13 protein-coding genes and 13 tRNA genes are annotated in these 14,051 nt (G+C 40.1%); 3 read left to right on the forward strand and 23 right to left on the reverse strand.

What is annotated here, in order from left to right; translation table 11 throughout:
* Nucleotides 1-49 precede the first annotated feature (49 nt).
* From TW85_RS15355 to TW85_RS15365, 3 genes are all read right to left on the reverse strand, one after another.
* Complete coding sequence (locus TW85_RS15355) at nt 50-1,123, reverse strand: AraC family transcriptional regulator (protein ID WP_046018016.1); 1,074 nt, start codon at nt 1,121-1,123, stop codon at nt 50-52.
* Nucleotides 1,124-1,222: 99 nt separating this feature from the next.
* Entirely contained in the window at nt 1,223-1,561 is a 339-nt protein-coding gene (locus tag TW85_RS15360; protein WP_046018017.1) for a hypothetical protein, read from the reverse strand.
* Between the two features lie 79 nt (nt 1,562-1,640).
* Nucleotides 1,641-2,069: a cytochrome b562 gene (locus tag TW85_RS15365; RefSeq protein WP_046018018.1), complete on the reverse strand. Its 429-nt coding sequence runs from the start codon at nt 2,067-2,069 to the stop codon at nt 1,641-1,643.
* Between the two features lie 145 nt (nt 2,070-2,214).
* On the opposite strand from TW85_RS15365, the gene TW85_RS15370 reads away from it, so the two are divergent.
* A complete protein-coding gene (locus TW85_RS15370; RefSeq protein WP_046018019.1) occupies nt 2,215-2,526 on the forward strand; it encodes a hypothetical protein in 312 nt (103 codons plus the stop codon).
* Between the two features lie 87 nt (nt 2,527-2,613).
* Here the strand turns inward: TW85_RS15370 and TW85_RS15375 are convergent, their stop codons facing one another.
* The 19 genes from TW85_RS15375 to TW85_RS15465 all read right to left on the reverse strand — a co-directional run bounded on the left by TW85_RS15375 (nt 2,614) and on the right by TW85_RS15465 (nt 11,187).
* Entirely contained in the window at nt 2,614-5,064 is a 2,451-nt protein-coding gene (locus TW85_RS15375) for an ATP-binding protein (protein ID WP_046018020.1), read from the reverse strand.
* Between the two features lie 206 nt (nt 5,065-5,270).
* Nucleotides 5,271-6,080 (reverse strand): TatD family hydrolase, encoded by an 810-nt coding sequence (locus TW85_RS15380; protein ID WP_046018021.1) that lies wholly within the window; start codon nt 6,078-6,080, stop codon nt 5,271-5,273.
* Nucleotides 6,081-6,082: 2 nt separating this feature from the next.
* Nucleotides 6,083-7,051, reverse strand: coding sequence for a DNA polymerase III subunit (locus TW85_RS15385; RefSeq protein ID WP_052702234.1), 969 nt, complete (start codon nt 7,049-7,051; stop codon nt 6,083-6,085).
* Nucleotides 7,048-7,674, reverse strand: coding sequence for a dTMP kinase (gene tmk / locus TW85_RS15390; protein ID WP_046018022.1), 627 nt, complete (start codon nt 7,672-7,674; stop codon nt 7,048-7,050). The genes TW85_RS15385 and tmk overlap by 4 nt, the downstream gene beginning before the upstream one ends.
* A 38-nt stretch (nt 7,675-7,712) precedes the next feature.
* Nucleotides 7,713-8,741, reverse strand: a complete 1,029-nt coding sequence (gene mltG / locus TW85_RS15395) for an endolytic transglycosylase MltG (protein ID WP_046018023.1) — start codon at nt 8,739-8,741, stop codon at nt 7,713-7,715.
* A gap of 23 nt (nt 8,742-8,764) precedes the next feature.
* Entirely contained in the window at nt 8,765-9,595 is an 831-nt protein-coding gene (pabC, locus tag TW85_RS15400; protein WP_046018024.1) for an aminodeoxychorismate lyase, read from the reverse strand.
* A 100-nt stretch (nt 9,596-9,695) separates the two neighbouring features.
* Nucleotides 9,696-9,771 (reverse strand) — tRNA-Glu (locus tag TW85_RS15405).
* A 22-nt stretch (nt 9,772-9,793) separates the two neighbouring features.
* A tRNA-Gly gene (locus TW85_RS15410) sits at nt 9,794-9,868 on the reverse strand.
* A 32-nt stretch (nt 9,869-9,900) separates the two neighbouring features.
* Nucleotides 9,901-9,976 (reverse strand) — tRNA-Glu (locus tag TW85_RS15415).
* Between the two features lie 56 nt (nt 9,977-10,032).
* Nucleotides 10,033-10,108 (reverse strand) — tRNA-Glu (locus TW85_RS15420).
* A 50-nt stretch (nt 10,109-10,158) separates the two neighbouring features.
* A tRNA-Gly gene (locus TW85_RS15425) sits at nt 10,159-10,233 on the reverse strand.
* A 34-nt stretch (nt 10,234-10,267) separates the two neighbouring features.
* Nucleotides 10,268-10,343, reverse strand: a tRNA-Glu gene (locus tag TW85_RS15430).
* A gap of 25 nt (nt 10,344-10,368) precedes the next feature.
* A tRNA-Gly gene (locus TW85_RS15435) sits at nt 10,369-10,443 on the reverse strand.
* A gap of 32 nt (nt 10,444-10,475) precedes the next feature.
* A tRNA-Glu gene (locus TW85_RS15440) sits at nt 10,476-10,551 on the reverse strand.
* 52 nt (nt 10,552-10,603) lie between these two features.
* Nucleotides 10,604-10,678: transfer RNA gene (locus TW85_RS15445), tRNA-Gly, on the reverse strand.
* A 41-nt stretch (nt 10,679-10,719) separates the two neighbouring features.
* Nucleotides 10,720-10,795: transfer RNA gene (locus tag TW85_RS15450), tRNA-Glu, on the reverse strand.
* A gap of 86 nt (nt 10,796-10,881) precedes the next feature.
* A tRNA-Glu gene (locus TW85_RS15455) sits at nt 10,882-10,957 on the reverse strand.
* Between the two features lie 38 nt (nt 10,958-10,995).
* Nucleotides 10,996-11,070: transfer RNA gene (locus TW85_RS15460), tRNA-Gly, on the reverse strand.
* Nucleotides 11,071-11,111: 41 nt separating this feature from the next.
* Nucleotides 11,112-11,187 (reverse strand) — tRNA-Glu (locus tag TW85_RS15465).
* Between the two features lie 141 nt (nt 11,188-11,328).
* Between TW85_RS15465 and TW85_RS15470 the strand changes: the two genes are divergently transcribed.
* Entirely contained in the window at nt 11,329-11,898 is a 570-nt protein-coding gene (locus TW85_RS15470; RefSeq protein WP_046018025.1) for a YajG family lipoprotein, read from the forward strand.
* Between the two features lie 91 nt (nt 11,899-11,989).
* The gene (locus TW85_RS15475) at nt 11,990-13,204 is read left to right on the forward strand and encodes a pyridoxal phosphate-dependent aminotransferase (protein ID WP_046018026.1); all 1,215 of its coding nucleotides are present in this window, start codon (nt 11,990-11,992) and stop codon (nt 13,202-13,204) included.
* Between the two features lie 52 nt (nt 13,205-13,256).
* Here the strand turns inward: TW85_RS15475 and TW85_RS15480 are convergent, their stop codons facing one another.
* Nucleotides 13,257-13,967, reverse strand: coding sequence for a flagellar brake protein (locus TW85_RS15480; RefSeq protein ID WP_046018027.1), 711 nt, complete (start codon nt 13,965-13,967; stop codon nt 13,257-13,259).
* Nucleotides 13,968-14,051: the final 84 nt, after the last annotated feature.

A 14,051-nucleotide genomic window follows, 5' to 3' on the forward strand; every position in this document is an offset into this window, starting at 1 on the left:
ACGCAAAGGTAAAAAAGAGACTGAAAACACGTTTAAGAATATGATTTTGTTAGTTATTTTTTGACGATTCAGCTTTATCCAGCTTCATATACTCTTCGCTTTTTCTATACTCACCAGGCGTCATTCCTGTCCATTTTTTAAACGATCTAAAAAATGCTGAAGGCTCATCAAACCCCATAAGACTGGCAATATCATTAATGCTTAATTGCGGTGCATTCATATAAGTGATTGCAGCCTCTTTACGGCATTCATCTTTTATTTTCTGATAAGAAGTATTTTCTTCTGTCAGGCGTCTACGCATGGTCGACACACTCATATTTAAGACACTTGCGACTTCTTCAGCGCTTGGCATTTCACGTGAGAAATCTTTACCTAACATAGCCATAACTTGAGACTTGAGGCTGTTGTCATTATCAACCATTACCAGAAGTTGATATGGCGCGGTTTTCAAAAAGCTTCTCAGACTATCATCTGTTTGCACAATCGGCATTTCGAGATAGCTTGCAGGAAAAATAATAGCATTGGCATGCTGATCGAATTTAACTTCAGACTGAAAAAGCGTTTTATAGTATTCAACATCCTGTGGTCTAGGTGTTGTGAAATAAGCGGCCTTTAATGACAGCCTCCTACCAATTAACCAACTTATAAAGTGGTGCCACATAGACAAAGTAGTACGAATAGTTTCGCTAGATTGAGTTTGGACTAAACTATCAATTTCAGTTTCTGATGAAGCGACCTGACCTAAAGTCACTTTGGCGTAACGCCCTTTTTTTACTAAGGTAGGTTTTACTGTGGCGCCACGACATATTTCGTAGAAATCACCTATGCGATATAAGGCGTGAGCTAGACTTCTAGCATGAATAATACAGTAGCACATCATCCTAAAAGTACCATTTGGAATCTTACCACCAGCAAGCATACCAAAAGACTCATCTTGCATTAGCCACATCATACTCTGATATAACATACCGTATTTATAAGCAGGAAAGGTTTCCATTTGTGCAATGTCATTCACACTCACACCTAAGGATTCCAATAAGTTATCTGTTTCAACACCTTGATCTTGGGCAGCTTGTAAAAGATAACGCACACTGGCTATTGGAACACTCGCCTTTTCATTCATAAAAACACACTCTTTATTATTTCTATCTTCCATTTATGGGGTGCTATTTTACATAAAAAAAGGGCTACCGTGGCAGCCCTTTCAAAAAGTATTGAGCAATTATTCCAGCTCAGTAAACGCATCCATCAAATCATTAACTGAAAGCTCATTACTTTCTTCGTTTGATTTTTCCTGAACAGGCGTTTCTTGCTCAGTTTTTTTAGGAACATAAGTGAACCTACGAGGGCGAGGAGCTTGTACAGCCTCTTCCACCTCAGGTGCCAATCCTAAACGAACAAGCTTCTTTTGAGCCTGTTCTTTACGTAATTTGTTCTTTTTACTATGAAACTTACTAACACCTTTAGATTTAAGCGCTTTTTTCTGCTCTTTCATCTGTTCTTTGGAGCCAGTTTTTCCCAATTTTCCGCGCATAGTACGCGATTTTTTTGTACGAGCCATGATGTCCTCACTTATTACCAGCGGGATTGTAACAGCCTTAACAGATTAGGTCACCAATCGAACTTAGAAAGCTCGATTATTAACAGTCTCCATTAAATGCCCTATGCCCTTTTTTACGGCTTTTACCCACATCAGATAATAACCCTTTAACTGCAGCAGTATCATTTTGTGTAATTGCTGTTTCAATTCTCTTCATCTGACCAATTAATCTATCAATTCCCTTTTCATATTGAGATTGACGTAATGCAAGCTCATCTCCTTCTAAACCCTTTTCTCTAAATAGAAAGGGCTCTTCAGCACGAGATTTTCCTAATAAGTCTAGCATTACATCAAGCCTAGATGAGGCGGCAGATAAATTACCAGTCTTCACTTCAAATGAGAAAGACTTAAGCTCGGTCTTTAAATCATCCATATATCGATATAAATCTGTTTCTTCACAGCTACCTTGAGCAAAAGCAGAAGTAGAAATCAGACAAAGGCAGGTGGCGGCAAACTGCTTGATTCTCACGTTACAAATTCCTGTAGATTTAAAGATTATTTTGCTAGAAGTATACAAGCTTAGACAAAGAAAATGAGGTCAAGCACGATATAAATCTAGATTGATATTAAGTAATTACATAAAATTGAGCGCTAAGCCCACAAATGGATCCCTTATGATACAAGCAAGAAGACTAAAACTCATACCCTTTGTTGGTATCGTTATGTTCAGTTTTGGTTATTCAACACCTAGCTTTGCCATTTGTGCTGATATTGACGCAATATCCGAAACTGATAAAGCCGCATTAGCCTATTTTAGACAAGCTGAAACCTTCCAAAGAGGAAAAGTACTAAAACGCCACTTGCCAAGCAATCGAAAAGAAACTGCCAGTTACATAAAAGACCAAGAGAAGTATTACACCTTCTTTGGCTTAGTCGAATTAGATTGCACAGTTAGAATAATGAAACGCACTCATGCAAGAAACTAAAAAGGCAATAAGCCCAACGACTTATTGCCTTTAATTCAATCAAACTCATTAGAGCCTTAACTAAAAACTTGAAATCTAACCTGATTTTTATTTTTTATCTAACTTTTCATTAGCTTTATTTTTATCTTGTTTGCTATCGCCATCTTCCTCGTCTTCATCCTCATCATCACCAAGTTTTGACAAGGTCTCTAGCTTATCAATCACCATGGCATTAATCGTCCCTTCCGGATAAATCCCTTCCTCATCTGGCAAACCTGGCTCAACGCCTGTAAGTATATGTAACGCTTCATCCGCTGTTTCTATGGCGCATACCGAGAATTTACCTTGTTCTACCGCATCACGAACATCGTCATTTAACATCAAATTATTAACATTTGATTTTGGAATTAATACACCTTGCGTACCAGTTAAACCTCGGGCATTACAAACATTAAAAAAGCCTTCAATTTTTTCATTAACGCCACCGATAGCCTGCACTTCTCCGTACTGATTCAAAGAACCTGTGATAGCAAGATCTTGACGTAATGGTAACTGCACCATCGCCGATAACAAGCAACATAATTCAGCCGTAGAAGCACTATCACCATCCACATAGCCATAACTTTGCTCCATTGCAATTGAAGCAGAAATATCTAGAGGGTATTTTTGAGCATATTTACTACCAAGATAACCTGATAAAATCAGAACACCTTTTGAGTGTATGTTTTGGCCTAAGTTTGATTCTCTTTCAATATCAACAATACCTTTACCGCCAGGGTAAACAGTGGTTGATATTCTAGCTGGCGCACCAAAACTACTATCGCCAATTTGCATAACAGTTAACGCATTGATTTTACCGATAGCCGTACCTTCACTATCCAATAAAACAGTACCCTCTAGAATTTCCTCAATAATTTTCTCACTGACACGCCCAGTTCTATGCATTTTAGCTTTAAGCGCGCGTTTAATGTGATCAGAGGTAGTAACTTCATCTCTTGCCATTTCACGGACAAAATCTGCTTCACCAAGCAATTCAAATACATCACCGATTTTTGCAACCATCTCTTTTTGATGCTCGGCAAGACGACTTGAATACTCAATCAGGCTTGCTACACCATCTCGACTCACATCTGCATAACCTTCTTTTGCAATTCGGTCTTTCAATAGTCTAGCGAACGCATATTCCGTATCTGCATTACGTTTAAGGCTGTCATCAAAATCCACCAAGACTCTAAACATATCCTGAAAATCAGGGTCTAAATCCTGCAGTAAATAGTAAATTTCACGTGAACCTATCAATATCACTTTAACTTGAAGCGGTATTTCTTCAGGAACAAGCGTTGTGGTATTCATAAGGCCCATATCAGCATATGGCTGCTCAATTTTCAGGGTCTTAGATTTTAACGCACGCTTTAATGCCTCCCACAAATAATGATCAGCCATAAGCTTATCGGCATCAAGAATCAAATAGCCGCCATTCGCTGCATGCAAACTACCAGAGCGAATAAGTCTATAACTCGTAATTAGCAGACCTTGCTCACTACTATATTCAACCTGTCCAAATAAATTACGGTAAGTCGGATGAGCCTCATAAACAACCGGTGTACCACCATCCAGAGTATGAGTTACCACAATATTTGGCAGGTATAACTCTTCATAAACCTGACGACGACTGACTTCATCGCGATTCTCGGATGCCTTATCATCTATCATTTGATCAATAAGGGTCTTATCTAAATCCTCACGCATTGCTTTAAGGTAAGCCGTTACAGCATCATTATCAGCGTACATTTCAAATAATGGCTGAATTAGTGTCTCAACGGATTCTTCTACTGTCGCAAGATTTAACAGCCTAATACTCTCGTAAGTTGTTCTTTTCCATTGAGGCAAACTAAGCAGTTCATCATTTAGCAGCTTCTCAAGTTCAGATACACCCTCTTGAAAAGCGTCACGTTCATCATCACTTAATGATGCAAATTCTGTATCCTCCATCGCCTTACCATCACGCATAGGAGCAAAACTAACAGAGCTTGCATCTCTAAACATGGCAACCCCCATGCGCATTGAAGCCCTTTCAACTTTGGTTAATGCAGCTTCGTAAAGCTCGTTGAACTCTCTATCAATGGCACTTTTTTGCTGCTGATAGTTAGGATGTTCAAAGGCAGCTGGAAAGGTTGCCATGAGACCATCAATAAAGCCACGCAACTCTTGCTCAAAAACTTTAGCCTTACCAGGTTCAAAGCTCAGCGCTTTAGCAGACCTGTTATCTGAGAAATTATTTACATAAGTCCATTCATTTGGCGCAGCCTGTCTTTTAGCTTCGCTCTTGAGGTAATTCGAGACATATGATGAGCGCCCTGTACCAGACTCACCCATTGCATAAACGTTGTAACCAGGTCTACGCATAGCCACACCAAACTGTATTGCTTCTATGGCTCGCTCTTGACCCAAAATACCACTTAACGCATCCAACTCCTTTAAACTAGAAAAAGATAAATGATCATCTGGCACTTTAGCGCTCAGAGACGAAAGAGGTAGTGGACTGACTATTTTGGACATGAAACACCTTCCTAATAACAACAAACATATCGCTCACCAACGAATTCATACGCTGGCGTTATACCTAAAGACTATCATTCTTTTTTAAAACAGCGAGCGAAAAGTCCATTTAAATTTGTATTTTTTGTTTTTAAATCAATCAATTCGGTAAAGAAAATTTAAAATAGTGAATTGAATGAGGCCAGAGTTTGAGTGAAAAAGAACGACTAATCCTGATTCAATATAAGCTGATTACTGGGCTGAACCTTATTAAACTTTTGATGAAAGTTTTCAGCGGTCTGCTCAAGCACAGCCTCATAACGCAGGCCTTTTACATCAGCAACAAGCTGAGCCACCTGAGCGACATATTTAGGCTCATTTTTCTTACCTCGATAAGGTACTGGCGCCAAATAAGGGGAATCAGTCTCAACCAATAAAGAACTTAATGGTAGCTTTTTAATCACATCCCTAAGTTCATTTGCCGTTTTAAAGGTCGCGATACCAGAAATAGATATTAAATAGTTTTCATCTAATGCTGCTGCAGCCATCTCATATGACTCAGTAAAACAATGTAGAACACCACCAACATCAATATTGCCATGCTGACGAATTAAACTCATTGTTTCTTCCCTAGCATCACGGGTGTGAATAACAACAGGTAGGCTTGTTTCTTTTGCAGCCTCTAAATGTAAAGCAAAACTAGTTACCTGCTTATCGTGTAAAGCTTTAGATTTTTCATAAAAAAAATCCAACCCCGTCTCACCAACAGCAACAACTTTCTCATGAGATAAAAGCTTAATTAATTCATCAGTTTGAGTAATCAAACCTTCTGCATGTAAAGGATGAACACCAACACTTGCATAAACACCAGCATATTCTGTGTAGGACAATATTTGGTCAACTTCACTTAAGTCGACACATATACTCATTATTTGCTTAACACCAGCCTCACAGGCAGAGTCTAATGCAAGTTTCAAATCATTATTGTAAGGCGATAAATCAAGTTTATCTAAGTGACAGTGGGTATCGATTAACATAATTAAGAAAGCCAATAAATAAGCTCAGATTTAAGTTGTATCTGAAGGTTTAAATTTGTTTTATGCGTTTTATCATTTAAGTTTTGCAAACGTGCAAAGCAATCCATTAATTTATGAATACCTAAACGACCAAGCAATGCATCCATACAAGCCTTTATTTGATCTTGATTTGGTACCTGAGCACCTGTTGAATAGCAAATGCATTGATGAAATAAAGCGGAAAATGCAGTGAGAAAGTCAGCACTATTTTTAGCATCCAATTTGCTTAATACAAGATCAGCACTCATCTCACCTTTAAGGTATTGCGCTAAGTTATTTGGAATATCTTTATAGAGTAAGCTCTTGCCAGATTTTGCCAATTGAAACAAAGTAAATGGCTGCTGAGTCACCCAGCGAATTGCAGTTACATCGTCTTCTAATTCAAGCTGCTCAAGCCAGGTATCACTTTCCTCATTACTCGGCTCAGGAAGATTAATAAGCAAACATCTGGATCTAACCGTTGCAATTAATTGACTTGTAGCATCCGCAGTCAAAATAAAGAAAGTGCCAGCGGGCGGCTCTTCCAAGGCTTTAAGCACAGCATTAGCTGCATTGATATTCATGCTTGATGCTTGTGCTAAAATCACAACTTTAGCATGACTCACTTGAGGACTGGTCGCAACTTTCGCAATAATTTTACGAATATCATCCACTTTAATCACGCCATCCCGACCGTCTAAGAAGTGATAGTCTGGATGAGTAGCTGATTGATTCAATCGACATGAATGACACTCACCACAAGCTTTGGTTAAGTGTTTTTGATCGCATAAAAGATCAAAGGCAAGTTGACTAGCAAGTACATGCTGACCACCACCATCTTTACCCATTAACAACAAGGCATGCGATAAGGCTTGTTTAGACTTCAACTCACCAATTTCTTGCTGACTCGATTGCAACCAGGCAGGCAAACTTGCAGTAGCTAAATCATTCAAAATGAAGCCTTTAACTGCTCAAGCTGTGCTTTAACATCTTGATTCACTAGCTCAATAGATTGTGCAGCGTCAATCAAGCAATAATGATCATTTGTTTTTAGCCTTTGTAGAAATGCTTCTCTCACCATTTGGTGAAAAGCAATAGGCTCGTCATCAAGCCGATCGGACTGAGCTCGCTTAACAACACGACTTAGGCCTATTTCTACAGGCACATCAAATAACAAGGTCCTATCGGGCTTACAGTTTTGTAAAAACCATGCTGCTAACTGATCAATTTTTGCAAGATCACCACCTCTCGCAGCACCTTGATAGACATAAGATGAATCAACAAAACGATCAGAAATAACCCACTTTCCTGCTTCAATAGCAGGTTTGATCTTTTCATTAATATGCTGGCTTCTTGCCGCAAACATTAACAGTAGCTCTGTCTCATCGTGCACAGTCTCCTCTCGATGAGAAAGGATTAAACTACGAATCTCTTCTGCTAAAGGGGTACCACCAGGCTCACGAGTAACAATGTACTCAATATTATTTTCATCAAGCCAAGTTTTAATAAAATCTATACACGTTGATTTACCACTTCCTTCCCCGCCTTCGAGGGTTATAAACTTACCTTTTCTCATCTCACCTTCTTGTAATCATAATATCGATTAACCTGCCACTAATTACCTTGGCTAGGTTTTGACTGATAATCTTTGCGTCGTTGAAAACGCTGGTATTTGGCAACAGCGGCATTATGCTGCTTTAACGTATTTGAAAAGGTATGTGTGCCATCACCTTTAGCGACAAAATATAAAGCCTTAGTCGCTTCAGGATTAAGCGCCGCTTTAATCGCTTCTTCTCCTACATTCGCAATAGGAGTCGGAGGCAGCCCATAAATTCGGTAAGTATTATAAGGGGTATTTTGCTTTAAATGTTTGCGACGAATATTTCCATCGTAGCTATCGCCCATACCATAAATAACCGTCGGATCAGTTTGTAATCTCATTTTACGATTTAATCGATTTACAAAAACACCAGCAATCCGCGCCCTCTCTTCTTTAGCACCCGTTTCCTTTTCAACAATAGAAGCCATTATCAAAGATTCTTGTGCATTTTTATAGGGCAACTTCTTATCATGTTCTGTCCAATATTTATCAAGAACCTGTTTCAGCTTCTTATTGGCCTGCAGCAAAATAGAGGCATCTGTATCCCCCTCAGAATAAGTGTAAGTGTTAGCAAAAAACTGACCTTCAGCGTGCTTAACATTTAAAGAAAGCATATTCGCTATTTCAAGATTAGATAAGCCTTCCAGTGTCATCTTAATATTACCTTTCTTAGACATAGCTTGAACGTAATCTTGCGTTGTTTTTCCTTCAATTAAGGTAACCTGATATTGAATCGCCTTGCCTGAATCAAATAATGCCAAGGCAGTAAGAAGTGTCATACCAGGCTCAACTTGATACTTACCAACCTTTGGCACCCATTGTGGATTAAGCTTAAAAGCAACTCTAACAAGCAGAGGGTTAACTACCCATCCTCTATCGGCTAATTGTTGACCTATTTTTTGACCTGTTGCACCAGTTGCGACAACAAAACTTTCCGGCTCTTGTAATTGCATAGGTTTAGTGAGATTTGTATAAACCACAGCGGCTAAAATTGCAGATAAAGTCACAAACAATAAAGCGGTACGCCAAAACCAGGTAAACATCTAGCAAGTAATCCTTCAAAAATTTAATTATGTATCAACAGCGTTTGAAGCCGTTTTATATTTTTACACTTTTCAAAAAAAACAGTTTCAGTACTCGTCTTGATTGAGCATACAGGAACAATTGACATGAGACTGTTGCAAATAAAAACTTCATCTGCATCCAACAATTCGGCTAAGGTGAAACTACCAACATTTATTTGATAGCTTGCTAACGAGAAAATACTGGCTCGCAAAGTACCCTGTACGCCACTTTTATTTAAAATCGGTGTAAATAACGTCTCATTTTTAAACCAAAAAATATTGCTTTGAATACACTCAACAATGTATCCATTATCATCTAACAAAACCGCTTCAAAAATATCCTCTGCATTTAGGTTCAATTGCGCTAAATTCTGCTTCGCGAGTACATTTTCTAACCGATTTAAATGTTTAAGCCCAGACAATGAAGAGTTCATTGAAGACTTGACATCAGAAACCGCTATATTGACACCTTTTAGCGCTAAAGGCTTATAGTCGGGGGCTGGCAATATACCAATAACCGTCGTTAAATTAGGCTCAACTGGCGGCATATAACCTCGCCCACCAGAACCACGACTTATAATGAGCTTAACGCAGGCTAAACTTTGCGAAGGCGCACGCTGTTCGGCAAAATCAAAAGCACATTGAAGCTGATGTAAACTATACGGAATAGCAAGGCGTTGACAGCCTCTCAATAGACGTTCTTGATGAAAATGAGATGTTAAGATTTTTCCATCTTTAAGTAAAAGCGTTTCAAATAAGCCGTCACCATAGGAAAAGCCTCTATCTGTTACAGCAATAGAATCAGATTCGACAAAATTGATAAACCAAGTCATAGCTTCCCACTTAGAGCAAATTTAATTATTGCTTACTTAGAAGATAAATTTAATGAGCTAGGTATTACATAGAAATGTGCATGAATATGCAAATAAAGAATGGCGTCCCATAGGGGGTTCGAACCCCTGTTACCGCCGTGAAAGGGCGGTGTCCTAGACCTCTAGACGAATGGGACGTACTTTTATTCTTTCGAATAATGGAGCGGGAAACGAGGCTCGAACTCGCGACCCCAACCTTGGCAAGGTTGTGCTCTACCACTGAGCTATTCCCGCAAAACATTGTAATAAGTAACACACTTATTAAGTGGCGTCCCATAGGGGGTTCGAACCCCTGTTACCGCCGTGAAAGGGCGGTGTCCTAGACCTCTAGACGAATGGGACAGCAATCGGCATTAATATTATGTGTAACACCATTAACCTATTACCGCTTAAGTTAATGGCGTCCCATAGGGGGTTCGAACCCCTGTTACCGCCGTGAAAGGGCGGTGTCCTAGACCTCTAGACGAATGGGACACATAATTTTCTCGGGCATTATACCCTATTTCAACTCTTTGTCACTTAAATGGAGCGGGAAACGAGGCTCGAACTCGCGACCCCAACCTTGGCAAGGTTGTGCTCTACCACTGAGCTATTCCCGCATTTTTAAACCATTCAATAAGCAAGCCTATTAAATGGCGTCCCATAGGGGGTTCGAACCCCTGTTACCGCCGTGAAAGGGCGGTGTCCTAGACCTCTAGACGAATGGGACACAACAAACTTTATACACATTCAAATGGAGCGGGAAACGAGGCTCGAACTCGCGACCCCAACCTTGGCAAGGTTGTGCTCTACCACTGAGCTATTCCCGCATTTTAAACATTCAACAAGCAAGCTTATTAAATGGCGTCCCATAGGGGGTTCGAACCCCTGTTACCGCCGTGAAAGGGCGGTGTCCTAGACCTCTAGACGAATGGGACACATAGTGCATTGGACATCTCTGCCCTACTGAAACTTTCATTCAGCTGTTCATGGAGCGGGAAACGAGGCTCGAACTCGCGACCCCAACCTTGGCAAGGTTGTGCTCTACCACTGAGCTATTCCCGCATTTCATAAACTATTTTTACTAACTTTCAAGTTAAGTAAATTGGCGTCCCATAGGGGGTTCGAACCCCTGTTACCGCCGTGAAAGGGCGGTGTCCTAGACCTCTAGACGAATGGGACAATTCTTTCTGCTCTTCTCTATTATCCAATAGAGAACGAACTAACTCTTTGTAGAATGCAAAGCTCGGTTTACACTCATAAATACCTGGCGTCCCATAGGGGGTTCGAACCCCTGTTACCGCCGTGAAAGGGCGGTGTCCTAGACCTCTAGACGAATGGGACAACACTGTTGATTTTAACTAACAAACCTTGATAGTTAATGGAGCGGGAAACGAGGCTCGAACTCGCGACCCCAACCTTGGCAAGGTTGTGCTCTACCACTGAGCTATTCCCGCACTCAACTTGCTTCATTGCAAACATTCAAGCTGCCATTTAATGGCGTCCCATAGGGGGTTCGAACCCCTGTTACCGCCGTGAAAGGGCGGTGTCCTAGACCTCTAGACGAATGGGACATGCTTGTTTGTGTTGCCGTGTCAGCGGGGGCGTATATTACTGTTACCAGCCTGAAAATCAACAGTTTTTTAAAATTTCTGTTAAAGTATTTTCCGAAAAGGCTAATTTAATCAAATAGATCGATCAAAATGGAGTCCTAAATGTCACTCAAACCCCTTATGCTTATTGCGTTCGCAGGATTTCTTACAGCTTGCGCCAATACAACCCATAAAGTTGCAATTGAACCTACCCTCACTTTGCAAACTGCCCTACTTTCTAACACACATCAAATTCAAGTAAGCACAAACAGCTTGATTGCTGAAAAAATAGGCAGCATAGACACAGCTATTAATGAACATGCAGACATTTACGTAAGTAATAAATTAGAAGAAGGTGTAAAAGTTAAAGTTATCCAAGGTTTAGAGTCACTTGGATTCAACTTAGTTAAAGGAAAAGAGCCAGCATCTCATTTAGCCGCCACTATTACCCAGCTAACCTATACCACTGAGACCAAAGGGCTAAAAACCATCGCTACTATTAATTTCACCCTAAAGGCCGACCTAAAAACAGCCAAAAAGAATTATAAGGCAAGCTATAGTTCAGAAGTCGTTGATGAGTTTGCTACCTTACCTAGCCAAGAAGAAATAGAAAAAAGATTAAACGAAGTTGCTGGCAAAACTGTGACACGACTTCTTAATGATTCAAATATACGCTTATTGTTACAAGAGTAGCCTTAGAAGCATTTTGACTAAACTTAAAAAACTAGAACACAAGAAATTTAGGTGCGCTTAAAAGCAGACACCTAGATAACAAGGATTAGATGTGCAAATTAGAAAATCAAACAAACTTGCAAACATTTGCTATGAGATCAGAGGGCCAGTACTAAAAGAAGCCATGAGAATGGAGGATGAAGGCCACAGAATTTTAAAACTAAATATTGGTAACCCAGCACCTTTTGGTTTTGAAGCGCCAGACGAGATACTTGTCGATGTCATTCATAACTTACCAACAGCACAAGGCTACTGTGAATCTAAAGGCCTTTACTCTGCCCGTAAAGCAGTTATGCAAAAGTATCAGGCCATGGGCATACGTTCTGTTGATGTCAATGACATCTGGATGGGGAATGGCGTCAGTGAGCTTATTGTGATGTGCATGCAAGCGCTACTCAACGACGGTGACGAAATACTAATCCCAGCACCTGACTACCCTCTTTGGACAGCAGCAGCCACTCTTTCTGGCGGTTATGTTAAGCATTATCGTTGTGACCCAGATAATGAATGGCAGCCTGATATAAATGACATCAAATCGAAAATATCTAATAAAACTAAAGCGCTGGTTATTATCAACCCTAATAACCCAACAGGTGCTGTGTATGACAAAAGCACACTTGAGTCGCTTATACAGATAGCCAAGGAACATAACCTCATCATCTTTTCTGATGAAATTTATGATGGCATTCTTTATGACGAAGCCCAACACATACCAAGTGCAACGTTAACTAAAGATGACGTACTCTGCATCACATTTGGCGGACTATCTAAAGTTTACCGAACCGCAGGGTTCCGCTCTGGCTGGATGGTTCTAACAGGCCCTAAGAATCTAGCCAAGGATTATATAGAAGGTTTAGATATGCTGGCATCAATGCGACTTTGCGCTAACGTACCAGCCCAGCACGCCGTTCAAACAGCACTTGGTGGTTATCAAAGTATTAATGAGTTAACCCAACCAGGTGGTAGGTTATACGAACAACGAAAAATAGCGTGGGAAGTGCTTGATAGTATTAAAGGGGTCAATTGCTTTAAACCAAAAGGCGCGCTCTACCTTTTCCCTCAATTGGACCCAAACTATTATGACATAAAAAACGATGTGGACTTGGTAATGGACTTCCTCCAGCAGGAGAAAGTACTTTTAGTTCATGGAACAGGGTTTAATTGGCCAACTCCCGATTATGTGAGAATTGTATTTCTCCCTCATATAGAAGAGCTTCTTCCCGCTATGGAGCGTTTCGCTAACTTTTTAGACCGCATTCGCAAATAAAAAAGACAGCACCCAGAATTGGGTGCGGTCTTTTTCTTTATAAGATGAACGCTTAAATCACTTTACCTTGTTCATAAAGAGAACGATAAATATAAGCGGTTATTAATAGTATTTGTTCTTTGCTTAAGTCGACAAACTTTACGCCAAAGGTATACATAACCACAGATTTAGCTGGGACGTCGTCATGCTCTGGCGTCTCCATGACACTCTCTTCCCGATAACATAACTCACAGTCCACTTTAAACACCTCATCATAGCCCTCAACATTAAGGTGCAGGGCAACACGACAAGTATCTCCTATAACCCCAAGGTCATGTTTCGATGTAAATCGTCCACCACCTACACTTAAATTAATAAGTTTAGCTGCGACTTTCTTATCTAACACACCTCCTTCAGCAATAGGCTCAACAGATGTTATCAAGTTGGTATCAAGCCTTGCTGCACTTCTAACTGTCGAAGCTTCTACAACATCCGGATAGACAAGATGAAGATATGCTACTGGCTCCCTACACGCCTTTTCTATCTTGCTAGCGAATGCACAAACCTTAGTACCCATCATAAAGCGAGCTTTGATAATTGAGGTTTCCCTTAACCAAATACTTTTACCATCAATCCTTGGAGCACTTACAATTAAAGTTTTATTCGGCAAGCAGCCAACAACCTTTACATTGTATCGCTCTTTGGTCGCTATCAGCTCAATCTGAAGATTTAAGCCAAATGGCACACCAATATCATCCATGCTTACTTTTAAAACTTCAGCCATGAAATCCTCTTAAACAAACCACCCACAAAACAAGTCTGCAAATGAATTGAAATCATCATAAAACAACCAAACACTGAATCGTCT

The sequence above is a fragment of the Marinomonas sp. S3726 genome (assembly GCF_000967665.1).
GTDB lineage: Bacteria > Pseudomonadota > Gammaproteobacteria > Pseudomonadales > Marinomonadaceae > Marinomonas.